Source organism: Peribacillus sp. TE19612, assembly GCF_056279465.1.
In genome coordinates, this window is record NZ_JBWCCL010000001.1 from 1 (window position 1) to 21,893 (window position 21,893).

Here is a 21,893-nt window from a genome sequence, read left to right on the forward strand (position 1 = left end):
CTATAACCACAAACGAATGAAGGTAAAATTAAAAGACCTGAGTCCGATAGAATACCGAACTCAGGTCTTAGAAGCTGCTTAAATTATATGTCTAAATTTATTGGGTCAGATCAAGTTTGTCTACAGTCTGAAACTCTCTTGTATCAAGAGAGTTTTTTTGTATGAAAAGGTATTTAGCTAATATGGAGTTTTGTTAACGGCGAGCTAAAAAGAAGGGGAAAAGGATGATATGTTTTTAATGGAAATTTTTCACATTATCTTTTATAGACTTGCCTTTACTTGGTCCTGTTTGCGGACTGTTGTTAATGCTTATGAAGATAAAAGCTGATGAGTAGGAGAAATTAGAGCTGATTTACAAAATCTTAACATTTGGTTTATGTGGAATTAATGTTTACTGATTATGATTAAACCGTAATAAACAGTAATAAACATTAAAGATTCCACACTAAATGGAGGCACTTTTTATGAATCGCACATTCAAGAAGAATTGTTACAAGTCTATTCAAGCTTTGATGTTAGGGGTGAGTGTACTGGGATTAGCTGCTTGTGGAGCTACTAATGAGGAGGCTGCTCCAGTGGTTAAGGATCCAAGTTCGTTAACCTTGAAAGAAATTGAAACAAAGGCAAAAGAAGAGGGAACCATTAATAGTGTCGGTATGCCTGATTCATGGGCTAACTGGGGCGAATCTTGGAATGAAGTGATGAAAAAATATACATTGGAACACAATGATACAGATTTGTCCAGTGCCGAAGAGATTGCCAAAATGGAATCTGAAGGAGAGAATGCAACAGCCGATATCGGCGATGTAGGGATGTCCTTTGGGCCAATCGCGGAACAAAAAGAATTAACGATGCCATATAAAACTTCCTATTGGGACGAGGTACCTGAGTGGGCAAAAGATGACAATGGAGATTGGGTTGTTGGCTACCAAGGAACGATTGCATTCTTTACTAATAAAGAATTAGTAGATAACCCGCCTAAATCTTGGGATGACATATTAAAAGGGGATTATAAAGTAACAGTTGGAGATGTTCAGCGTGGTACACAGAATCAAATGGCCGTACTTGCTGCCGCTATCGCTAACGGAGGTGATGAAACAAATCTCCAACCAGGAATTGACTATTTTGCTAAGCTTGCCAAGCAAGGCCGCCTTAGCTTGACTGATGCCAAGCCGGCTAACATCGAAAAAGGGGAAGTGGAAGTTGCACTTGTTTGGGATTTCAATGCTCTTGGTTACGCTGACCAAATTAACCGCGATCAATTTGAAGTGACCATTCCAAGTGAAGGTTCAGTCGTAAGCGGCTACGCAACCATTATTAACAAATTTGCAAAGCATCCGCATGCGGCGATGGCAACTAGAGAATATATCTTAAGCGATGAAGGACAAATTAATTTAGCTAAAGGATTTGCCCGTCCAATTCGCGATGTAGAACTTCCGAAAGAAGTAGCTGAAAAAATGGTTCCAGAAGAACAGTACAAAAATGCAAAACCAATTGAAGATTACAAAGCTTGGGAAGAAACGGCTAAAAATTTACCTCAGATTTGGCAAGAAGAGGTGTTAGTCCATGTCAAATAAAGTAATAGCAATTGTTGTTGATGGTATGAGATACGATAAAGCATGCGAAGCGCTGGGATTTATTCAGCATTTAGTCGAAACGAATCAAGCGTCACTTTACAAAGTTAAGTCGGAGCTTCCAAGTCTTTCCCGTCCATTATATGAAGTGTTGTTAACAGGTACGCCGGCTTCAATAAATGGGATTACGTCCAATCAAGCCGTTCGTTTATCTACTGAGAAAAGTCTCTTTCATCTTACGAAAGAAAACGGGTTAAGAAACGGAACAGTGTCCTATTACTGGGTAAGTGAACTTTATAATCGTGCGCCATTCCATTTTATTGAAGACCGTGAGCAAGAAGATGAATCCAATCCAATTCAATACGGAAAATTTTATTGGGACGATGACTATCCAGATAGCCATGTGTTAATGGATGCAGAAGCTTTACGCAGAAAGTATGACCCTCACTTTTTATATATTCATCCGCTCGGTGTAGATGTAAAAGGAGAAATTTTTGGCTCGGAATCAAAAGAATATCGTGAGCAAATCCTAAAAATGGGAAGCTTGTTGGCACAACTATTGCCAATTTGGATCAAAGAAGGTTACCACATATTAATTACATCGGATCATGGCATGAGTGAATATGGCAACCATGGCGGCATAACTGATGGTGAACGTGATGTACCGCTCTTTATCATTAGTCCAAAAGTTGAGCCTGGCATTTATGGTGAAGTGGTTCCGCAATTAGCTTTTGCACCGCTCGTTTGTGAACTATTAAATATTGAGCCGTCCGATAAAATGATTTCATATCAATTTCCAGGTCTGAAAGGAAAAGTCACCCTGTAAAAACATTAATTGATGATTCAAGATTGACTGGAATTGGTTTAACGAATGTACTGTTAGACCAATTCCCAAATTGTTAGAGAACATAGAGGAGCGAGAAGTCTTGCGAAAAATAAAAAAACAAAAAATTTACTTATTAGCTCTTTTACTGCCATTTATTATGTTTGTGATTGGATTTGAGATAGGACCATTAGTGGCAATGATTAAAAACAGTTTTTATGCAGATGATGGAATTCAAGTTACGATTGATCAATACTTAACCATATTCAAAAGTGAATTTTACTTACAAGCCATTAAAAATAGCCTGGTCATTTCCTTGTTTTCTGCTATAACTTCTGTGATTGTAGCAGTCATTGCAGCCTATTCGTTTACAAAGTTCTCTCAAAAAATACAAAACCGACTACTGATGGTTACCAATATGACGTCGAACTTTGAAGGGATTCCCCTTTCATTTTCATATATTATCTTACTTGGAAACAATGGGTTGTTTACGTTGCTATTTGCCAAGATTGGTTGGGACCTGTTTGCAGATTTTAATTTATATTCCTGGACAGGCCTCATTCTTGTTTATATTTATTTTCAAATTCCGCTTGCCGTTATGCTCATTTACCCGTCTTATCAAGGAATTAGGCAACAATGGAAAGAAGCATCTTCATTATTAGGAGGGTCAACATTTTCATTTTGGCTTCGGATAGGGGTTCCAGTTCTTTTACCTAGTATTGTAGGTACATTCAGTATTTTGTTTGCTAATGCGATGGGAGCCTACGCAACAGCCTATGCATTGGTGGGCAGCAACTATAACATATTGTCATTGCAAATTGCTTCTCTAGTTGCTAGTGATGTTGCATTAAAGCCACAGCTAGGTAGTGCATTGGGAGTCCTTCTAGCAACGACCATGATAGGGGCGATGTGGTTCAATGAACGAATGATGCGTAGAGTTAGGAGGGATTTACGATGAAGTCTTCATTGACATTTCATAAATTGTTTGTTGGATTACTAGTTATATATTTATTAATTCCGCTTGTAGGAACACTTTTATTCTCGATTGCTGGTAAATGGGATCATACGATTTTACCTGAGAGTTATACGCTGAAATGGTATATTGAATTGTTTCAAGATGAACGGTTTTATGATGCTTTCCGACGAACACTGTTTTTAATTGTCATGTCTGTAGGTCTTAGTGTTGTTATTATGCTTCCGACAATTTTTATTATCACGGTATATTTCAGTAAATGGGAAGGATTGCTCCAAGCCGCAGCCATGCTTCCTTATGGAGTTCCTCCGATTGTTGGAGCCGTTGGATTAATCAAGCTATATTCTGCTGGACCGATTCAAATTGCCGGAACACCTTGGATTTTAATTGGTGCTTATTTCATAACCATTCTACCATTTATGTATCAAGGAATTCGTAACAGCCTTCGTACGCTTAATGCTGTACAACTTGTTGATGCAGCTGAATTACTCGGTGCCACAAAATTCCAAGCCTTTCGTACGGTGGTGTTTCCAAATATTATATCTGGAATTTTAGTGTCTACCTTATTATCTGTCTCTCTTTTATTTAGTGAGTTTGCTTTTGCCAATTTGCTTGTCGGGGGCCGATTCGAAACCCTTCAAATTTATCTGTCCGACAAACTAAACAGCAGTGGTCACTTAACAAGTGCAATTGTTATTACCTATTATTCAATGATTTTACTTTTAACGGGGACTGTATTAAAGCTTACGTTTAGAAACAAAAGAAATCCTGTCGGGTCAAAATAAGAAGCGAATTCCTTCATTTTTTTAAGAAAAATACCGTCATAAAATACTACTTTAGAAGGTGAAAATTAATGAGCTATGTAACCATCGAACAAGTGACTAAGGGATATGACAATCAATTAGTTTTAAATAATATTTCTTTAACATTAAAAAAAGGTGAATTTGCTACACTTCTTGGGCAAAGCGGGTGCGGAAAAAGTACATTATTACGTTCCATTGCGGGACTTGAAGACGTTGATGTAGGAAGAATCTTAATTGATGGAAAAGATATTACTGATTTATCACCGCGTCAGCGTGAAGTCGGAATGGTGTTTCAGTCTTATGCGCTTTTCCCGAATATGAATGTTTTTGATAATATCGCTTACGGCCTTAAAATGAAAAAGGTGAAAAATCTTAAGTCAAAAGTGAAAAATATGATTGATATGGTTGATTTAATAGGAAAAGAAGAGTCTTATCCTCATCAATTATCTGGTGGACAACAGCAGAGGGTTGCTCTTGCCCGTGCGCTTGTCATGGAGCCAAAAGTACTGCTTCTAGATGAGCCGTTAAGCGCATTAGATGCTAAAATTAGAAAAAGTTTGCAAAAAGAATTAAAGAGAATACAGAAAGAATTAGATATCACAACTATTTTTGTTACACATGATCAGGAAGAAGCAATGACGATGTCTGATCGAATTTTTGTCATGAATAAAGGACAAGTTGTTCAATCCGGTTCTCCTTCAGAAATTTATACTTCTCCAGTCAATACATTTGTTGCAAAATTTATCGGGAATTATAATGTCTGTAATATGGAAGTTTTCCGAAAACTTGTTCGTACCAAAGAATTAAAAGGGAATGAAGTTGCCATTCGTCCAGAAGTTTTACAATTAGTTTCTGTTGGTGAGGACAGCTTGGACTTACAAGGGAATTGGGGGATTAAAGGATTTATTAAAGATGTTTCCATGGCAGGTAATGTTTTAAGATATGAAGTAGAAACAGAGGAGTGCGCTTTTCATGTAGACTATCTTCACCACCGTGGGGAAATGTTTGAGCAAGGAGCACGCGTTCAAATTCTTGTACCGAAGAAAGAATGCATTATGTTATAAAGTATTGATGATTTAGGGGGAGAAATATGTCTGTTTTGCCTGAAGAAAGAAAGAATGAAATTTTAAAAGAACTTAACAAAATGGGAAAAGTAAAAGTAATAGAATTAGTTGATCAATTTAATGTTTCAGAGGAAACGATTCGACGCGATTTGATGATATTAGAGGAAAAAGGACTGTTAAAGAGGGTTTACGGTGGAGCGATTAAAACAGTCTTTGAATTTGAGGAGCCTCCATTTACACAGCGTACAACGGTGAATCAAGAAGCGAAAATCAAGGTTGGGAAAAAAGCGGTGGAACTCATTTCCAACGGAGATGTGATTGCCATTGATGTAGGTACAACCATGCTTGAATTTGCCCAGTGTATTGAAAATAAAAAAGACATTACGATTTTAACCAATTCTCTTCCTGTGTCGTCTGTGTTGACTGAATTGCTCAATCAAAATAAGTTTACAGGACAAATTCTATTACTGGGAGGACAAATTGATCCAAAGCATCAATCTATATGCGGGGGTCTCACTGAACAAATGTTAAATCAATTTAATATCGATAAAGCGTTCATTTCAGCTGGCGGTGTTTCCATTCAAAGTGGTGTTAGTAATTATCATTTACGTGAAACATTAGTTTCACGCAAAATGGTCGAGGTATCAAAGCAAGTCATATTGCTAACGGATTACTCTAAAATTGGTGTCGACACCTTTTGTAAAGTTTGTCCTCTAGAAAAAGTAGATGTGATTGTCTGCGAGCAGCCATTTCCAGAGGAATGGAGAAATGATTCAAAATTAGAGGAAGTCAATTGGATTCAAGCATAGCCCATAAAAGAGATGGAAGAGGGAGTACTCTCTTTTTTTGATAGCAGCAAAAAAAAGCTAGAAAGAAAATTTAATAGATAGAATGAAAAGGAGCTATATAGCATGAGTTTCATTGCGATAGACTTAGACGGAACATTATTAAACGACCAGAATGAAATTAGTGAAGAAAATATAAAGGCGATTCAATATGCCCAAAATAGAAGCTTTGAAGTAGTTATTTCAACAGGACGGGCTTATTTTGACGTTCAAACAATATGTGAAAAAGCCGGGATATCCCCATTTGTAATCGGGACAAATGGAGCAACCATTCATTCAAAAAGCGCAAAGTGCATTTCTTCTATTACGATAACTAAAGATCGTGTTGAATCCATTCTCCAATGGTTAGATGAACGGAATTATTATTACGAAGTGTTCACTGATAAAGCCATCTATACTCTTAAAAAAGGAAGAGAACATTTCCATAACGAGATTAAAAGTTTGAAAAGCGCAGATTTGAATCCAGATATGAAAGAATTAGTTGAAATAGCGGAAAGGCAATTTGACCAGTTTGGATATGTTTTAGTTGAAAACTATCATGATATCTTAAAACAGGAGGAAGAATTCTATAACATTTTAGCATGTTCTTTTGATGAAAATAAATTAGAGGAAGCCTGGAACCAATTCAAAAAGTTTGATGAGTTGATGGTCGTTTCATCTGCTGATCATAACATTGAAATTACCAGTAAAAGAGCTTCAAAAGGAATAGCCCTTGAAAAATTGGCTTTCTTGATGAATGGCTCATTAGATAAAGCAATGGCAATCGGGGACAGCAACAATGATTTATCCATGTTCCAGAAAGTTGGATACAGCGTAGCGATGGGAAATGCAAAAGATGTCATAAAAACTGTTTGTACAACGACAACCCTTAATAATGATGAAAATGGGGTAGCTTATGCGATTTATCGATATATGGAGAACTTCGTGGTTCAAAAATAAGTGTCAATGCCAAAGGAGAGAGCGATAAAATGGCATGGATATATATCATAATGGCAGGACTTTTGGAAATTGTCTGGGTGATTGGTCTTAAACATTCATACGGATTCACCAAAATTATACCTAGTATATTTACGGTAGTTATTATAATCTTTAGTTTCTTTTTACTTTCAAAAGCTTTACATTCAATACCCTTAGGAACTGGTTACGCCATTTTCACTGGATTGGGAACGGTTGGAACTGTAGTGATTGGGATGCTTTTTTGGGGTGAGACGATTAATCCACTGAAAGTATTTTTTATGGTTTTAATTATATTAGGAATAATTGGAATAAAAGTAAATCCAGCAGAGCCTAAACATTAAAGGAAATGAACTGATATACAAGGTTAGGGGATGATTCAATGGCTTGGTTTTTTCTTATTATTGCCGGATTTGCCGAGATTGGTAGTGTTATTAGCCTGAAGCGTGCAGACGGCTTTAAAAAATTGCTCCCCTCTGTAGCGTGTCTTTTTTTGGGTAGTTTAAGCTTTTATTTTCTATCCTTGTCATTAACTTCACTTCCAGTGGGTACTGCCTATGCAATATGGACCAGTATCGGCTCAGTTGGAAGTGTTTTAGCAGGAATGATCTTCTTTAATGAACCTAGAAGTTTAAGATTAAACCTATTCATTATTTGTATCATTGTAGGCGCTATAGGTATTAAAATGACTTCTGGACATTAATCGAAAAAGACTTTTTGAAACAGCTAGATAAAATCGTAAACAAGAAAAAAGAAAATCAACAAAAAAATTAAATACTTAATTGAAGGTGGGGAAAAAATGAAAATTGGATTAGAAACAGAAAGCTATCACTTGCAATTTATTACAGGGCGAATGGATATTTTCGGTTTTATCAGAAAAACAGCTGAATTGGGATTAGACGGAGTCATGATCAATATTGTTCCATGGCCAGGGTTGTCAGGATGGGGCACTTTAGAATCATTTGAACCGGAATATTTAGAGAGAGTAAGAAAAGAAATTCAAAAGTATGGATTTTTCGCTGAAATAGACACAAATGGAAGCGATCCGGAACATCTAAAAGAAGTCATTAAGGCAGCACATAGAATCGGAGCGGATGTGATTCGTACGTATACATGCTTGGGAGAGTATGATCCGGAAAGATTGAAAAAAGCACCAGGAGATATAAAAAAAATTGTACCACTATTGGAGAAATACAGGATAAAACTAGCTGTGGAAAATCATGAGGAAGAGTTAACAAATGAGGTTATCCAAATAATAAATGAAGTAAACAGCCCTTGGGTTAGCGCTCATTGTGATGTGGGCAACGGAATGATGGCATGGGAGGATCCGGTTGAAGCTGTAAGAAAATTAGCGCCATATGCATTCACAACCCATTTTAAAGATCATATTATCATTCATGATGGCGAGGATTATAGGGTTTGTGGTGTACCAGTAGGGACAGGCAATATTGATACAGAAGAGTGTTTTAAAATACTTGTTGAGAAATCTACCCTAACTAGAATCAACGTTGAAATGTGTTTTCCATATGCTGTTAATTTTAAGAGAGAGCTTGGTGCTGGCGGAGTCTTTGCGGTTGGAGAAGGAGCTTTCAAAGTCGAACAACCTCCATATGATTTAAGTGTCATTAAACCATTGGATTACTATTATCCTCCAAAAGAACTTTTAGAACAAATGATTGAAGATCAAGAAAAAGGTACAGTACAATCGGTTAAGTATACCCTTGCCTTACGGGATAAATATTGCCGATAAATAATATGTAGAAGCAGGGGTGTTGTATAATTCTGTTCATATAATAAAAATTATTACAGCAGTACTTGCTATTGGGTTGATAGAGAGCCTCTTTTGATTGCCAACATAACTGTCACTTTGCTTTACGAATTCCGACACACGGTTATTTAATAAGTGTCGCTTGTCTTGTTATAGTAACGGATACGTAGTTCATTATGACATTAAAAAGCCCCTCTCAATTAAGAGAGGGGCTTTTTCTTATTCTGATTTTTGACTACTTCTGCACTTTTTCACTGATTCTTTATATAATTATGATGTTTCATCCTGCCGTGCATTTTTTTGTAAAAGATCACGGATTTCCTTTAAATATTGCTCGGATGCAGGTACCGCTTCCAATACCTCTTCCTCGTTCGCTTGTTTTTTTCTAATAAGAGAATTCGCTATCTTCATAAACATGAAAATCGCAAATGAAATGATCAAGAAATCAATCACAGCTTGGACAAATTCACCGTATTGGACTACTGCTTTTCCAACTGTGAAAGATAACGAAGAAAAATTGACCCCACCTAATAAAATTCCTATTAGCGGTGTGATAATATTATTTACTAGTGATGAAACGATCTTTCCAAAAGCAGCACCCATTACTACAGCTATCGCAAGATCGAGAACGTTTCCTTTGGTAATAAATTCCCTGAATTCCTTTAACATTGTAACTACACCTTTCTTTTTTCAATTGATAAAAGCATATCAGAAACATGGTGAAAATTAAATAGTGTAAGAGGCATCCATAATTCAAAAGATAGGACCATCCATCCGTTTAATCATTTGAATCCGTTAATATAATGCCAATCACGACACTCCGATCAAAGGAGATAAAACGCTATTTTCCATTCGAAACCATTAAAGAGCCGCTATAATAAAACGTCTTATTGAAGAAGGATTTAAGAATGGTCATGGAACAAAGAAAAAAAGTAATGCAAGGGCAGAGTGGGAACGACTAAGGCGTCATTTTTCAATGTCTAGATGGTAGGTAAAGCTGTTTTCACCAAATTGAGGAAGGGGTGAATATAAATGTATTCCTTTGGCGATAATTATAATATTGTACTACCCCCTAAGTGGTACTCCTCCATTGTTAAAAGCCCTTCTCTTAATTGAGAGGGTTTTTTGTTTTGGGATTTGTTAAATGGTTTTTCTTAATAGGAGGATTTTACGTTTCATTTGGAGAATGTTTTGACAAATGGGGGTGGATTATTTGAGACAACATTTTGAACAGGATTTATCTAGAGAGGATATTTTTAGAATGATTGTTAAGCACCTTGATGTATTTCCGTTGACTAGTCTAGAGGCTATCAGAGAAGTGATCAGGAGTTCATTAAATCAAAGAGGCTTGATAGGGGGGATGACCACACAAACAGGAGCCGCTACATATAACCGGAAAATATCAGACCAGGATATCCAATTAATAAATGAGTGTATTTGTGACCTCTTAAATAGCCGCGTTATCCAACCTGGTATTAATGATGTCAATCAGGATTTACCATGGATTTCTGTTTTTGATAAAGAGAAACTTGAAACATTGGTGAACTCCCAATCTTAACTTTTCAAATATAAAAGCCCTTCTCTAAATCGAGAGGGGCCAATTTTTATTTGAATTTATTAATCCATAATAGCAATTTTATAAAAACCATTATTTTCTATATACTTCATACTCAACTAATTGTATGTTTCACCTGTAAGGTGGGATTCAAACATATCGATGATTTCAAGGAAGCGTTCGGCCTCACGGAAAACGTGATCAGCCAACAGTGGATGGATAATGCTCTTGATTTTGCATTCTTCGATTAAATCCCTGGCCGTTTTCTTAAAGTCCCGAAGTGATACGACGGAAACACGGTTCTGATCTAGAAATTGATCCAGAAGAGGGGCCGTTTGAGATTGCGGTTTCATGGACTCTAAGTCTACGGCTTGAAAGACTAGTTGATCAAAATCATTACTGAAGTTTCGCGCCATATCCACCAGCTTTCTTTCCGATGGATCAAGGAGATGTCCGATGAATTTTGCATGATCCGCCATTATTCTTAAAAAGAAAACATTTTCCTTGATGATGGCATCTGCAAGAGGTTTCAATTTACCTTCATTTAATTCTTTTAATCGTTTTCTAAAATAGTTTGCTTCCCTGCTTGTATGGTCAACTAATAGCGGGAAATTGTTCGCACCAGGCAATTTACATGTGAGTATTAATCCCAATACTTTTCTTTTAAATAAAAATATGCCTGTAGCAGCTTGCTGCACCTCCGAGTTAAATCTCCTAATCTGTTCGGGATCAGCTTGATTTGTTAATGAATGGGATTGCTGTTCTATCCGTTCAAACAAATGATAAAACTGATTAGCTTCCTCAATTAACTGTGTATCTTCACATCTGAAACCTAGTCTTAGAAATAACGAGTGTTCCTTCATTATTCTTGACCAAAAACGAATTTCATCTAAAGAGCGTGTAACAAACATTCCCGAGTTATTCCTCATATTGGCTTCCTGTGTGTTCTCACTCATAACTAATGCCCCCTTATTAACCAAATCCATCATTAAAAGCATATTAACGAGGGGGCATTATTATTCTGTTCAAATTGCAAATCCTTTCATTACCGATATCCTTTTAACATCTCAAACCAATGAGTTTTTTTGTTTTCTCTTGTAGGAAAAATACCGTGATTCATCCATGTTCTTGAAGAAAAGTAAGCGAGTATAAAGGAAGGGAAATGGATTTCGAACTGAGGGGTGTACAAAAATCCTGGACGATTTGAGTCTTATCTAAAGGCTGTTTTCACATACTTTGTTGCTATTTACCAGGTAGTGAGTTGTGGTTGATTTCCCCTCCAGATGCTCGCTTTCCGCGGGGCGGGCGGTGAGCCTCCTCGGCGTAAACGCCTGTGGGGTCTCACCTGTCCCGCTGCTCCCGCAGGAGTCTCGCACTTCCGCTCCAATCAACCTTAAATAGTTTCGTTTAAAAACAAAAATCTTTACGAAAAGAGCCTATCTAAAAAAACCTTAGACTTAAATCATTCTAAGGGTTTCTACATTTAATTTATCCTTTCAATAAGTTACAGTTGATAGTCATTTGTCACCAAGTTCGTTTATTTTTTTCGTAAGCTCATTAAACTTTTGGTCGAGTTCTGCGTACGCTTTATCGTTTGGAGTCATAAAGCTAAGCTTTCCTAAAACTTCTTGTCTTTCTGTTTCAAGCGTTAATCGAAGTTCTTCCAGATCATCTCTTTTTAAAGGTGATTCATATAATTGCTTGTATATGCGATTATTTGAAATGACGAGTTTGCTGCTTGTCGTTTTTTCGAGAAAATATCGATCATGCGAAACGACGAGTAGCGTGCCGGTGTACTGTGCTAAGGTATCCTCAAGTTGTTCCCGTGAAGCTAAGTCCAAGTGATTTGTCGGTTCATCCAAAATGAGCACATCTTTTTCCTTTAATATATATTCCATTAACTTACATTTTACTCGCTCACCCATACTCATATTCTTAATAGGTTCTGTCCAATGAGATACCGTGAAGCCTAAATGCTTCATTAAAGTTTGCACGTGCCCTCTAGACTCGAAAGATTCTTTATGAAATAGCTGGGCCGGTGTTAGTTCAAGTGGTAAATCAAACACTTCCTGCGTCAAATAGCCTATTTTCGCAGATGGTGAAATCCATACATCGCCCGCATAAGTTTCATGTCCAAGGATTATTTTTAATAATGTCGTCTTTCCGCTGCCATTGGGACCTATTATGGAAACCTTCTCACCATGCTGAATCGTGAAATTGACGTTTTTAAATAGTGTTCGACCGTTAAAAGACTTAGTTAAACTCTTAACTTCCAAAAAACGTTTTCCCATCTTGTTTTTTGCATTAATTGAAAAGCGTACAGTGTATTCCGGTTCAACAGGTTCAGTTTTTGCTTTTTCAAGCTCTTTTTCAAGACGCTTTTGTTTAGACTTTACCTGTGCATCCATGCGCTTTGCTTTTACGCGATAGTATTCCTTAATCCCTTCCTTTTTGGTCGATTGGGAATGGGCTTTTTTTGACCAAGTAGTGATTTCTTTCATTTGTCCCTCAATCCGTTCAACCATTTTTTGCTGTTTTTCAAATTCACGTTGTTGTGTAAGTCTTTTCTGTTTGCGCACCTCCATATAACTAGAATAATTACCTCTGTGCTCAATTAGCTTTTTATCTTCAATCGACCAAATTTTCGTTGCTACAGCATCCAAAAAATAACGATCGTGCGAAACAAAAATGATGGTACCTCCATAATTTTTAATTTGTCCTTTGAGGAATTCTAAACTATCCTCATCAAGGTGGTTCGTCGGTTCATCTAATAGTAAAAGGTCAGCATCTTTGGAAAGTCCTTTTGCTAACCGGGCTTTCAGTTTTTCTCCCCCGCTTAATAGTGGGAAGTCATGGCTTGGTACATGCATTTTATCAAGTAATTTAACTTCTGAAGGCGTCTTATCTTCTGAAGAATGGGACTCGACTTCTTGTTCAACCATAAAAACTTTCACGTCTTGCTGCAGCCATTGGATTTGTCCATGTGCAGGCTCTAAATCATTGTTGATTAATTGTAACAACGTAGATTTTCCGGCACCATTTTTACCAATGATACCGATGATCTCGCCCTGTTGAACTGTAGCATTAACTTTTTCAAAAATGTTCTGGTCCAATACTTCATAACTAATATTGGTTAATTTTAAAAGTTCTTTCATATAATCCATCCCTCTCTTTAAGGGAGAATAAAAAAAATCCTCCCAGTTCATATGGAAGGATTAGTCGTACCTGTGCATTATCAAATAAGAGCTATTTTCACGATAGCTCTAAAATTTATAGAAAATGGGCAGACTAATCCTATTTTGTATGATTTGAAATATGCGATTTCAAATTTTAAAAATAAGATTAGTTAATCATCGGCCACCCATCATCCCTTCTGATATTAATAAAATCAGTATAGCATAAAATAATATTTTAAAACAAAAGGAAACAGCATATTACTTTGCTTTAAATCTAAATTTAAGGCTGTTTTAACATACTTTGTTGCTATTTACCAAGTAGTGAGGTGTGGTTGATTTCCCCTCCAGATGCTCGCTTTCCGCGGGGCGGGCGGTGAGCCTCCTCGGCGTAAACGCCTGTGGGGTCTCACCTGTCCCGCTGCTCCCGCAGGAGTCTTTCACTTCCGCTCCAATCAACCTTAAATAGTTTCGTTTTAAAAACAACAATCTTTACGAAAAGAGCCAAATTTAAAGATTTATAATTGTTTTAACTCAATCAAATATCTTATTATAAGGTGGGCAGTGGGCAACAGGACTGCATTTTTCACTTTATGATGTTTTTATAAGGGATATGTTAAAATCATAAAACATTTACCCCCATAGGGTTGTTTCCTTAAGGAGGACTTTAATATGGAATATATCAAGGGAATCGATGTTTCACATTGGCAAGGTGCTATAAATTGGGGGGAAGTTGCAAAGACAGGCGTGAAGTTCGTTTTCATTAAAGCAACAGAGGGAACGAGTTATTCTAAGCTTTCCTATTTCAAAGAAAATGCACCACTAGCATTGGCAGCGGGATTGAAAGTCGGGGCCTATCATTATGCAAAGTTTGCAACTGTTGCAGAAGCAAAGGCTGAGGCTGCTTATTTTTTAGATTCAATCAGCCCTTTTGCTTTAAATTACCCTGTTGTTCTTGATCTTGAGGAAAATAAAAAAAAGGCAAATAAAAAAGCGCTGACCGATGCCGCAATCGTTTTTTTAGAAGCCATTGAAAAAGCTGGATACACGGCTATGCTGTATACTGGTAAATACTTTCTCGAAAATACTTTAGATGAATCAAGGTTGAAGAACTACGCTTTTTGGCTTGCCAGATACAACAGGACGTTGGGACGCAGCACGGACATTTGGCAGCATTCTGATTCAGGTAAAGTAAGTGGGATCAGCACAAAGGTGGATTTGAATATAGCCTATAGGGATTTTACAAATACCATAAATACTTTTAGGACTGACGAACCCCGTGCATTGAAAACTGAAACAACCCCAACTTATACTGTAACAAAAGGCGACACACTTAGCTTCATTGCAAAAAAACATAAAACAACTGTAAAATTGCTTGTCAATCTAAATGGAATTAAAGACCCAGACAAAATTTATATCGGTCAAAAATTAAGGTTGAAATGAGTAAAGGAACTTTTTAATAAGAGGGGTATGGGTTCTTTCAGAAGGGCAAAACAAAGTAGAGGGGAGCGGGTGTGCGAGACTCCTTCGGGAAAAGCAAGTCCAGGGGAGACCCCACAGGCGAAAAGGCGCCGGGGAGGCTTCCCGGAACGCCCGCGGAAAGCGAATGCCTGGAGAGTAGATCAACGTACAAATGTACAAATCCTTAATTTACGGTAGACAAACTGGCTCTTCTTATTAAGAGGAGCTTATTTTAATGGATATTATATTTCTTTAAGTTCGTCTATTGCTACGTCTGATCTTTCCTCTAATGGGCCTCTTAGATGTACTGTAGCCGTTCTTCCATCTTCATTTAAATTATCAATCCAAACTGAAGTCCCATTATATCTAACCTCAATGTCAGATGAAGACGAAAGAATCTGCTTTACACGCTTAGCATCCATATAAATCCCTCCCTGTTAATTAGTCTTCCTATTATTTAGGAAAAGCCTTGATTTTATTCATTTGTTTAATGTTGCATATAAGGAACATCCGCCGTAGCTCTCTTTTTTAATAAGCTTGTATGAAAAGATGGGAATTCTTAATCTTAAAATATTGAGTCAAAGGAAAGTGAATATGTTTTTGTTACGAATATTTCCGGTACAATTGCAGACGCCAGGAACATCACAAAACATTTTACAGAAATATCATTTAATGGCAGAATAGGAATTGAGTTGGAGCTTTTCGGAGTGCGAAGATGTAAATCCTAACTTTTCCTAATTGGAATGAAGTCTAAGCATAAAAGAATATTATAGAGCTGACGGATGCTTTACTTTAAAATGGGGAGTGGCTTCGGTACCTTATGCTAATTGGACGGAAGGATTGAATAAGGAAGAAGAGAAGATGGGACAATATTGGAGGAGAAAGTGTTGTTGGGTTTGAAGTCATATACGCATTCTTATACATGCTTTTAGGGGGGTATCATGGAACTATCGTTATTATTGGAATATGGCTGGGTGTTAATTATTCTAATTTTTTTAGAAGGTTTATTATCTGCTGATAATGCATTGGTTTTAGCCATAATGTCAAAGCATTTACCAAAAGAACAGCAAAAAAAAGCGATTAATATTGGGTTGCTTTTGGCATTTATATTTAGGATTGGTGCAATCTTCATCATTTCGTACCTTTTCCATGTTTGGCAAGTTCAAGCAATTGGGGCTGCATATTTGATTTTCATTTCATTAAAGCATTTACTAAAAAGGGACCACGGTGACAAAGAAAAAAAAGGGAAAAGCTACCGTATGACCGTTGCGCAAATTGCATTAGCTGATATTGCTTTTGCTATTGATTCCATTTTAGCTGCTGTCGCTCTTGTGATTGCCTTGCCAGATACGCCAATGGGTGATATAGGAGGTATGGATGGGGCAAAGTTCATTGTTATTTTATTAGGGGCCATTGCAGGTTTAATCGTCATCCGGTTTGCGGCAGGATACTTCGTTAAGATACTGACGGAGCGACCAAGCCTCGAAACGGCAGCCATGTTAATCGTTGGTTGGGTAGGGGTTAAGTTATTAATGCATACCCTTGCGCATCCAGCCGTGCACATTATCTCTCACGATTTTGTTGAAGGACCGATTTGGAATATAATCTTTTGGTCAGTCATGCTTCTTATCGCTATAGGCGGATGGTTTTTATCTGGAAAAACAGTGAAAAAAAGTGAAGGTAAATAAAGTATATTCTTTTGTAATAAATGAAAATTTCAAAAAGACCGAAAAAATTTTTCGGTCTTTTTTTGGTTCTTTATAGATTCTGTAATGTAGACAAATCGTCATCACTAATTCAATTTTACTTCAGTAGGCCTAACCGAAAACCATAAACGACTGCCTGTGTACGGTTCTTAGCTTTAAACTTTGTCATTAAACTGCTTACATAATCTCTAACTGTATGCTCGCTTAATTGCAGCAATTCGGCCATTTTTTTATTGTTATAGCCCTCAGCCAGCAAATATAAAATCATGGATTCACGTTCCGTCAATTGTATGTCGGTACCTATTGATACCTCATCATCCTTTCTTGATAAATATAAACCGAGCCGTTTTCCTACCTGTTCAAGTAAAGTCAGTTCATCCATTGAATAATCGAATTCCTCCCCTAATTGATCAAAGGTCAGCCAGCCGAACAATTGCTGGTCATGAACAATCGGTACAAAGATGACAGATGAAAGATTAAATAGATGTATATGTTCCTCTTTAATGTAATTATGGGGATTCTTTAAAAATACCGGCTTTTTTGAATTGAACACCATGGATTGCTTGGAGCTGAGCTGCCCCCTCATGCTTTGAACTTTTGGCAGCTCGGATCCAATGGTGCCGTATAATTGATTGGACCAAGGAATATAAGCATAAAAAACACATCTTTTATAGTTAAAGAACTCTTCACATTTTTTTAGGATAAAAGCAAAATCCTTAAATCCTGCTGAGATAATTAAAAGTTCATCTAATAGGTCAAGTAGCTGCAGTCTCTTAAGTTCTGCATTCTCTTGTTTGGTTTTGTGGTGTTGCTCCGGTTCGTCGACTGTCCACTTGTTATAGCTATGGATGAGATGAGAGAAAATGGATAATAAGAACATAAGGATGGAAAGGGTTTGGGCATGTTTCAGGTTTACCAATGAGGTAACGATGGCCTTTTCAAAGATCAATCGGAACATGCTGAAATGATTATCCTTTAAAAGGGGTAAATGTGATTGAAGCCAAGTATCCAAATGCTCTTCGTATGTGTCTTTTATGTCGTCGATATTTGGAGCGGATAAAAATAGTAAAAATGATTCCAGTAATGTTTGTATCATCTTACGTTCAGGTTCTAATATGAAGCGCTCTAGATTCAAATGAATATTAATATTTTCTTCAATCCGTTTGTTATGACTTTTAATGAATAATATGAATTGCTGCCATGTTATTTCTTCATATGCATGAAAGGGATGAGCCATGTGAATTCCTTCTCCTAAAAACAAAATACCCTATAAAAAGGGGGAACTAACCCTATTATTATACAGCACTTTATAGGATAGTAATTCAAATTGTAAGGAGTAAAATAAATGTATGAACACAGAATGAAGCTATTTGATGGCCATTTTATTTCAACATTGTCATCAGCTTTTTGTTTGTATAAGAATGGTCGTCCAGGGAGAACCTCTAGGGATGGAGATTTCTGGTGCTCAAGGAATCCGTAGGAAATAAGAAAAGGAGATCTGGTAATATGATGAGACTTGAAAACAAAGTGGCAATCGTAACAGGGGGAGCAAGCGGGATTGGAGCAAGTACGGCTCAATTATTTGCAGAAGAAGGAGCAAAGGTGGTCATTGCTGATTTTGCTGATCATGGACAAGCGGTGTCAGAAGAGTTAAATGGAAAAGGGTATGATACTCTTTTTGTTAAAACTGACGTGACGAATGAAAATGACGTAAAGAATATGATCGAAGAGACGGTTAACAAATATGGAAAACTGGATATCATGTTCGCAAACGCAGGAATTGCCAGAGACGGAAACATCCATGAGTTAAGTTATGAACAATGGCAAAAAACAATTGATATTAATTTATCCGGTGTCTTCCTATCCGATAAATATGCGATAGAGCTAATGCAAAAACAATCTACTGGCGGCGCCATTGTCAATACAGGCTCCATCCATAGCCATGCAGGGAAACCGGGGGTAACAGCCTATTCTGCTGCTAAAGGAGGGGTCAAACTATTAACACAAACATTAGGTGCAACTTATGCGAAAGATGGCATTCGCGTCAATGCAGTTTGCCCTGGATATATTGATACACCACTTATTGCCGAAGCACAAGGTGAAATAAGACAAGGTTTGATCAATTTACATCCAATCGGCCGTTTAGGCAGAGCGGAAGAAGTGGCTAAAGCCGTTCTCTTCCTCGCAAGTGACGATGCATCATTTGTTACTGGCACTAGCCTAATTGTCGACGGCGGATATACGGCAGTATAAATTTTAAGGATTATTCGCTCGGTCTCTCAATCAGTCAAATTAGGTTTGTTGTGATATTTAAATGTAATATAAAGCCCTCCAGTATGATTGGTGTCCGTATACACAAATCATACTGGAGGTTTTTTTTAACATATAATGAAAAATCTAAATTCTAAAGTCCTCACTTTTTAGGTGCGAATTTTCTATGTGAAAAGAGGAGTAATGTCCCAACTTGGACAAAGATGGTAATTATCATACTACATATAGTTTTTCTCTTAGCAACTCAGTCAGTTATTTTATATAATACTTCCTATACAGTAATTCCTATTTCTCGACGGAGAAATGATCAAAGACAAATTGTTTAAATTGTCGAACTGCAGGTGATAGATATCTTCCCTCGACCCAAGAAACTCCAATTACCCGTTGGCACTGTGGCCATTGAACACGTATTTGCGATATTTCACTTTGATCTGTCCCTTTCAGATTCGGTAGAATTGAGATTCCCAGCCCGGCAGCTACAAGCCCTGCTACGGTGTTTGCTTCCTCTCCTTCAAATGTAATATTAGGTGTAATCCCTGCTTCCTCAAACAATTGCTCGACAGTTATGCGGAGGGAATATCCTTTTTTTAAAAGAATAAACGATTCTGCTGCTATTTCCCCTAACGTGATACTTTCATAATTAGCGAATTTATGGCCTTTAGGGACTATAACAAAGAGTTCCTCCGTCCAAAGTTGCGCCCATTGGATTGGCGCCTTCATTCCCATAGGCGCAATTAGACAAAGATCCAATTCTCCTAATTGTAATTGCTCAAGAAGAGTATGGGAGGGGCTTTGTGTGAGTTGAAAATTGATTTTTGGATAGTGCATACGAAAAGAAGCGATTAAATCTGGAATAAGATTCGTGCTCAACGTGTGTAGAAAACCAAGCGAAACTTGTCCCTGCTCTGGCTGGAGCAACTCATGAATTTCTTGTTTACCTTTATGGAATTCCTTCATCATGCCATCCACACTCTTTAAAAAGATGTGACCATATTGATTTAATCTAATCGAACGTCCTTGACGTTCAAATAATGGAACACCTATTTCATCCTCAAATCGAGCAATAGATCGGCTGAGGGCAGACTGGGTGATTGATAACGCTTCTGCCGCACGCGTCACGTGTTGCATACGTGCTAGAGTTTGGAAGTATTCAAACTGTTGCCATTCCATTATTAGACACCTCTTTCATAAATCAGTTCGTTCATTCCATATAATCATTAAAACAATTATTATTATGAATTATACATCATAAGATATCGGTGGTAACATAAAATTCAAGAACAGACTTTGTTAAAAGGAATGATTTTTTATGCAATATTTATGGCTTAGGTTGATTGTATTATGAGTTATATTCGACACGGTACACCAGTCTTTCGCAAAACTAGCTTTGCTTTCTTTGCGGCTGGTTTCAATACATTTGCTATTCTTTACTGTGTGCAGCCTTTAATGCCAGAGTTTTCTAGAGAGTTTAGTATTTCTCCAACTACTGCAAGTCTGTCACTTTCGGTCACAACAATAGCTCTAGCCATCAGCATGCTGGTTTTTGGTTCTTTGTCTGAAGTATGGGGACGTAAGCCCATCATGGTTATTTCTATGCTCGTTGCTTCTGTGCTTTGTATTCTTACAGCATTCAGCCCTAATTTTCATCTCTTACTGGCGTTTCGAACTATGGTAGGAATTGCATTGGCTGGCCTGCCCTCCATTGCAATGGCCTATCTTGGAGAAGAAATAGAGCCTAAAAGCCTTGGAACCGCAATGGGTCTGTATATCAGTGGCAATGCAATTGGCGCTGTGTGTGGTAGAATTATATCTGGTATGCTGAGCGACTACCTTGGTTGGCATATAGCAATAGGCGGAATCGGTCTAATAAGCTTAGTGGCCACCCTGATTTTTTGGATTAGCTTACCTCCTTCGGAAAATTTCCAACCTCGTAAATTAGAGATTGGAAGGTTAGGGAAATCATTAATTGACCATCTCAAGGATCCAGAATTACTTTGCTTATATACGATGGGGTTTTTGCTGTTAGGAAGTAATGCAGCATTGTTCAATTATATTGGTTATGTATTAATTGCCCACCCTTATTCATTAAGTCAAACGTTAGTAAGCTGGATATTTATAGTTATGATTATTGGAATGTTTAGTTCTGCCTGGACAGGGAAATTGGTAGATCAACACGGTAAGCAAAAAATATTAATCATTAATCTTTTGATTGCGTTCGTCGGAGTCTGTTTAACTTTGGATTCTGATTTGTTTATGAAGATAATTGGACTTGGATTGTTTACTTTTGGATTCTTTGCTGGTCATTCGATTGCTAGTAGTTGGGTCGGACAACGTGCTTCACATAACAAGGCACAAGCATCTTCATTATATCTATTTCTTTACTACGCTGGATCGAGTGTAGGTGGAACAGTCGGGGGGGTGTTTTGGTCCATATTCGGATGGGGTGGACTAATCAGCATGATTGCGGGATTATTATTACTTGCCCTAATACTTTCGGTATACCTTTCAAAGCGTCAATACCGATACAAACATTATGATGTTTTAAGACGTCAGAACCCAGTGAAACAAACCTCGCGTAACCCGTGAATCTGCCGCAAAGACTTTAACAACAATTTATACAAGTAAAGACTTAAATTATAAAAATTCACAATAAATAAAGGAGAGCACATATTAGTCTTGTATAATATGTACTCTCCTTTTATCTTTTAAACTAAACCAGCTAAGAATGACCCAAACATACATTCAACGAATGTTTCCGAGTACGAAATAGAACTGTATAATTCGTTTCAAATTAGCATTCGGTCAAAATCCAAACATGATTTTGTTATTACTTTTTACAGGTAATTTGTTCTCGGCACTGGATCGTTTCGCTAAGAAAAAGATTGAAGTGCTTGAAATGTATATCAGTTTTTATTCTCTAATG

22 protein-coding genes are annotated in these 21,893 nt (G+C 37.3%); 16 read left to right on the forward strand and 6 right to left on the reverse strand.

All coding sequences use genetic code 11. The features are described 5' to 3' along the window. The 11 genes from ACZ9AO_RS00005 to ACZ9AO_RS00055 form a co-directional block, all read left to right on the forward strand. On the forward strand, positions 1 to 82 hold an 82-nt coding region (locus ACZ9AO_RS00005; RefSeq protein WP_413001752.1), incomplete at its 5' end, for an IS3 family transposase. Between the two features lie 382 nt (positions 83 to 464). Further along, positions 465 to 1,577, forward strand: coding sequence for an ABC transporter substrate-binding protein (locus ACZ9AO_RS00010; RefSeq protein ID WP_251543804.1), 1,113 nt, complete (start codon positions 465 to 467; stop codon positions 1,575 to 1,577). Beyond that, complete coding sequence (locus tag ACZ9AO_RS00015) at positions 1,567 to 2,400, forward strand: alkaline phosphatase family protein (RefSeq protein WP_101221535.1); 834 nt, start codon at positions 1,567 to 1,569, stop codon at positions 2,398 to 2,400. Before ACZ9AO_RS00010 ends, ACZ9AO_RS00015 begins: the two co-directional genes overlap by 11 nt. A 100-nt stretch (positions 2,401 to 2,500) precedes the next feature. After that, positions 2,501 to 3,355 (forward strand): ABC transporter permease, encoded by an 855-nt coding sequence (locus ACZ9AO_RS00020; protein ID WP_098936008.1) that lies wholly within the window; start codon positions 2,501 to 2,503, stop codon positions 3,353 to 3,355. After that, positions 3,352 to 4,155 carry an ABC transporter permease gene (locus ACZ9AO_RS00025; RefSeq protein ID WP_034313149.1) on the forward strand — a complete coding sequence of 268 codons (804 nt, stop codon included), beginning with the start codon at positions 3,352 to 3,354 and terminating at the stop codon, positions 4,153 to 4,155. The genes ACZ9AO_RS00020 and ACZ9AO_RS00025 overlap by 4 nt, the downstream gene beginning before the upstream one ends. Before the next feature lie 68 nt (positions 4,156 to 4,223). Next, a complete protein-coding gene (locus tag ACZ9AO_RS00030; protein WP_289349534.1) occupies positions 4,224 to 5,237 on the forward strand; it encodes an ABC transporter ATP-binding protein in 1,014 nt (337 codons plus the stop codon). A 26-nt stretch (positions 5,238 to 5,263) separates the two neighbouring features. After that, the gene (locus ACZ9AO_RS00035) at positions 5,264 to 6,046 is read left to right on the forward strand and encodes a DeoR/GlpR family DNA-binding transcription regulator (protein ID WP_034313142.1); all 783 of its coding nucleotides are present in this window, start codon (positions 5,264 to 5,266) and stop codon (positions 6,044 to 6,046) included. A 102-nt stretch (positions 6,047 to 6,148) separates the two neighbouring features. Continuing rightward, positions 6,149 to 7,021 carry a Cof-type HAD-IIB family hydrolase gene (locus ACZ9AO_RS00040; RefSeq protein WP_476108132.1) on the forward strand — a complete coding sequence of 291 codons (873 nt, stop codon included), beginning with the start codon at positions 6,149 to 6,151 and terminating at the stop codon, positions 7,019 to 7,021. Positions 7,022 to 7,050: 29 nt separating this feature from the next. Next, positions 7,051 to 7,380: a DMT family transporter gene (locus ACZ9AO_RS00045; protein WP_251543799.1), complete on the forward strand. Its 330-nt coding sequence runs from the start codon at positions 7,051 to 7,053 to the stop codon at positions 7,378 to 7,380. Positions 7,381 to 7,418: 38 nt separating this feature from the next. Beyond that, positions 7,419 to 7,739 (forward strand): DMT family transporter, encoded by a 321-nt coding sequence (locus ACZ9AO_RS00050; protein WP_034313134.1) that lies wholly within the window; start codon positions 7,419 to 7,421, stop codon positions 7,737 to 7,739. Positions 7,740 to 7,835: 96 nt separating this feature from the next. Beyond that, positions 7,836 to 8,786 carry a sugar phosphate isomerase/epimerase family protein gene (locus ACZ9AO_RS00055; protein WP_476108133.1) on the forward strand — a complete coding sequence of 317 codons (951 nt, stop codon included), beginning with the start codon at positions 7,836 to 7,838 and terminating at the stop codon, positions 8,784 to 8,786. Between the two features lie 288 nt (positions 8,787 to 9,074). On the opposite strand, the gene mscL is transcribed toward ACZ9AO_RS00055, so the two are convergent. Beyond that, the gene (mscL, locus tag ACZ9AO_RS00060; RefSeq protein WP_251543795.1) at positions 9,075 to 9,473 is read right to left on the reverse strand and encodes a large conductance mechanosensitive channel protein MscL; all 399 of its coding nucleotides are present in this window, start codon (positions 9,471 to 9,473) and stop codon (positions 9,075 to 9,077) included. 544 nt (positions 9,474 to 10,017) lie between these two features. Between mscL and ACZ9AO_RS00065 the strand changes: the two genes are divergently transcribed. Beyond that, complete coding sequence (locus ACZ9AO_RS00065; RefSeq protein ID WP_289349538.1) at positions 10,018 to 10,362, forward strand: hypothetical protein; 345 nt, start codon at positions 10,018 to 10,020, stop codon at positions 10,360 to 10,362. A 116-nt stretch (positions 10,363 to 10,478) separates the two neighbouring features. Here the strand turns inward: ACZ9AO_RS00065 and ACZ9AO_RS00070 are convergent, their stop codons facing one another. Together ACZ9AO_RS00070 and abc-f are read right to left on the reverse strand one after the other, a co-directional pair. Further along, positions 10,479 to 11,315 (reverse strand): DUF2935 domain-containing protein, encoded by an 837-nt coding sequence (locus ACZ9AO_RS00070; protein WP_476108134.1) that lies wholly within the window; start codon positions 11,313 to 11,315, stop codon positions 10,479 to 10,481. Between the two features lie 561 nt (positions 11,316 to 11,876). Next, complete coding sequence (abc-f, locus tag ACZ9AO_RS00075; RefSeq protein ID WP_476108135.1) at positions 11,877 to 13,514, reverse strand: ribosomal protection-like ABC-F family protein; 1,638 nt, start codon at positions 13,512 to 13,514, stop codon at positions 11,877 to 11,879. Between the two features lie 690 nt (positions 13,515 to 14,204). Between abc-f and ACZ9AO_RS00080 the strand changes: the two genes are divergently transcribed. Beyond that, on the forward strand, positions 14,205 to 14,975 hold the full coding sequence (locus ACZ9AO_RS00080; protein ID WP_476108136.1) for a GH25 family lysozyme: 771 nt from the start codon (positions 14,205 to 14,207) through the stop codon (positions 14,973 to 14,975). A gap of 260 nt (positions 14,976 to 15,235) precedes the next feature. Here ACZ9AO_RS00080 and ACZ9AO_RS00085 read toward each other — a convergent pair whose 3' ends face one another. Further along, positions 15,236 to 15,415 (reverse strand): H-type small acid-soluble spore protein, encoded by a 180-nt coding sequence (locus tag ACZ9AO_RS00085; RefSeq protein ID WP_034313120.1) that lies wholly within the window; start codon positions 15,413 to 15,415, stop codon positions 15,236 to 15,238. Positions 15,416 to 15,934: 519 nt separating this feature from the next. On the opposite strand from ACZ9AO_RS00085, the gene ACZ9AO_RS00090 reads away from it, so the two are divergent. Continuing rightward, positions 15,935 to 16,681, forward strand: a complete 747-nt coding sequence (locus tag ACZ9AO_RS00090; RefSeq protein ID WP_048679576.1) for a TerC family protein — start codon at positions 15,935 to 15,937, stop codon at positions 16,679 to 16,681. A gap of 115 nt (positions 16,682 to 16,796) precedes the next feature. Here the strand turns inward: ACZ9AO_RS00090 and ACZ9AO_RS00095 are convergent, their stop codons facing one another. Beyond that, positions 16,797 to 17,936 carry a LuxR C-terminal-related transcriptional regulator gene (locus ACZ9AO_RS00095; RefSeq protein ID WP_476108137.1) on the reverse strand — a complete coding sequence of 380 codons (1,140 nt, stop codon included), beginning with the start codon at positions 17,934 to 17,936 and terminating at the stop codon, positions 16,797 to 16,799. Positions 17,937 to 18,208: 272 nt separating this feature from the next. Between ACZ9AO_RS00095 and ACZ9AO_RS00100 the strand changes: the two genes are divergently transcribed. Beyond that, complete coding sequence (locus ACZ9AO_RS00100) at positions 18,209 to 18,952, forward strand: SDR family NAD(P)-dependent oxidoreductase (RefSeq protein ID WP_476108462.1); 744 nt, start codon at positions 18,209 to 18,211, stop codon at positions 18,950 to 18,952. Between the two features lie 303 nt (positions 18,953 to 19,255). On the opposite strand, the gene ACZ9AO_RS00105 is transcribed toward ACZ9AO_RS00100, so the two are convergent. Beyond that, complete coding sequence (locus tag ACZ9AO_RS00105) at positions 19,256 to 20,140, reverse strand: LysR family transcriptional regulator (RefSeq protein ID WP_476108138.1); 885 nt, start codon at positions 20,138 to 20,140, stop codon at positions 19,256 to 19,258. A gap of 171 nt (positions 20,141 to 20,311) precedes the next feature. Between ACZ9AO_RS00105 and ACZ9AO_RS00110 the strand changes: the two genes are divergently transcribed. Then, the gene (locus ACZ9AO_RS00110; RefSeq protein WP_476108139.1) at positions 20,312 to 21,556 is read left to right on the forward strand and encodes an MFS transporter; all 1,245 of its coding nucleotides are present in this window, start codon (positions 20,312 to 20,314) and stop codon (positions 21,554 to 21,556) included. Positions 21,557 to 21,893: the final 337 nt, after the last annotated feature.

Bases quoted from the DNA above. Each gene is read 5' to 3' on its own strand.
- ACZ9AO_RS00040 (WP_476108132.1), top strand. From the start codon at position 6,149: ATGAGTTTCATTGCGATAGACTTAGACGGAACATTATTAAACGACCAG.
- ACZ9AO_RS00010 (WP_251543804.1), top strand. From the start codon at position 465: ATGAATCGCACATTCAAGAAGAATTGTTACAAGTCTATTCAAGCTTTG.
- ACZ9AO_RS00035 (WP_034313142.1), top strand. From the start codon at position 5,264: ATGTCTGTTTTGCCTGAAGAAAGAAAGAATGAAATTTTAAAAGAACTT.
- ACZ9AO_RS00090 (WP_048679576.1), top strand. From the start codon at position 15,935: ATGGAACTATCGTTATTATTGGAATATGGCTGGGTGTTAATTATTCTA.
- ACZ9AO_RS00080 (WP_476108136.1), top strand. From the start codon at position 14,205: ATGGAATATATCAAGGGAATCGATGTTTCACATTGGCAAGGTGCTATA.
- abc-f (WP_476108135.1), bottom strand. From the start codon at position 13,514: ATGAAAGAACTTTTAAAATTAACCAATATTAGTTATGAAGTATTGGAC.
- ACZ9AO_RS00110 (WP_476108139.1), top strand. From the start codon at position 20,312: ATGAGTTATATTCGACACGGTACACCAGTCTTTCGCAAAACTAGCTTT.
- ACZ9AO_RS00105 (WP_476108138.1), bottom strand. From the start codon at position 20,140: ATGGAATGGCAACAGTTTGAATACTTCCAAACTCTAGCACGTATGCAA.
- ACZ9AO_RS00045 (WP_251543799.1), top strand. From the start codon at position 7,051: ATGGCATGGATATATATCATAATGGCAGGACTTTTGGAAATTGTCTGG.
- ACZ9AO_RS00055 (WP_476108133.1), top strand. From the start codon at position 7,836: ATGAAAATTGGATTAGAAACAGAAAGCTATCACTTGCAATTTATTACA.
- ACZ9AO_RS00100 (WP_476108462.1), top strand. From the start codon at position 18,209: ATGAGACTTGAAAACAAAGTGGCAATCGTAACAGGGGGAGCAAGCGGG.
- ACZ9AO_RS00050 (WP_034313134.1), top strand. From the start codon at position 7,419: ATGGCTTGGTTTTTTCTTATTATTGCCGGATTTGCCGAGATTGGTAGT.
- mscL (WP_251543795.1), bottom strand. From the start codon at position 9,473: ATGTTAAAGGAATTCAGGGAATTTATTACCAAAGGAAACGTTCTCGAT.
- ACZ9AO_RS00070 (WP_476108134.1), bottom strand. From the start codon at position 11,315: ATGAGTGAGAACACACAGGAAGCCAATATGAGGAATAACTCGGGAATG.
- ACZ9AO_RS00030 (WP_289349534.1), top strand. From the start codon at position 4,224: ATGAGCTATGTAACCATCGAACAAGTGACTAAGGGATATGACAATCAA.
- ACZ9AO_RS00085 (WP_034313120.1), bottom strand. From the start codon at position 15,415: ATGGATGCTAAGCGTGTAAAGCAGATTCTTTCGTCTTCATCTGACATT.
- ACZ9AO_RS00015 (WP_101221535.1), top strand. From the start codon at position 1,567: ATGTCAAATAAAGTAATAGCAATTGTTGTTGATGGTATGAGATACGAT.
- ACZ9AO_RS00025 (WP_034313149.1), top strand. From the start codon at position 3,352: ATGAAGTCTTCATTGACATTTCATAAATTGTTTGTTGGATTACTAGTT.
- ACZ9AO_RS00095 (WP_476108137.1), bottom strand. From the start codon at position 17,936: ATGGCTCATCCCTTTCATGCATATGAAGAAATAACATGGCAGCAATTC.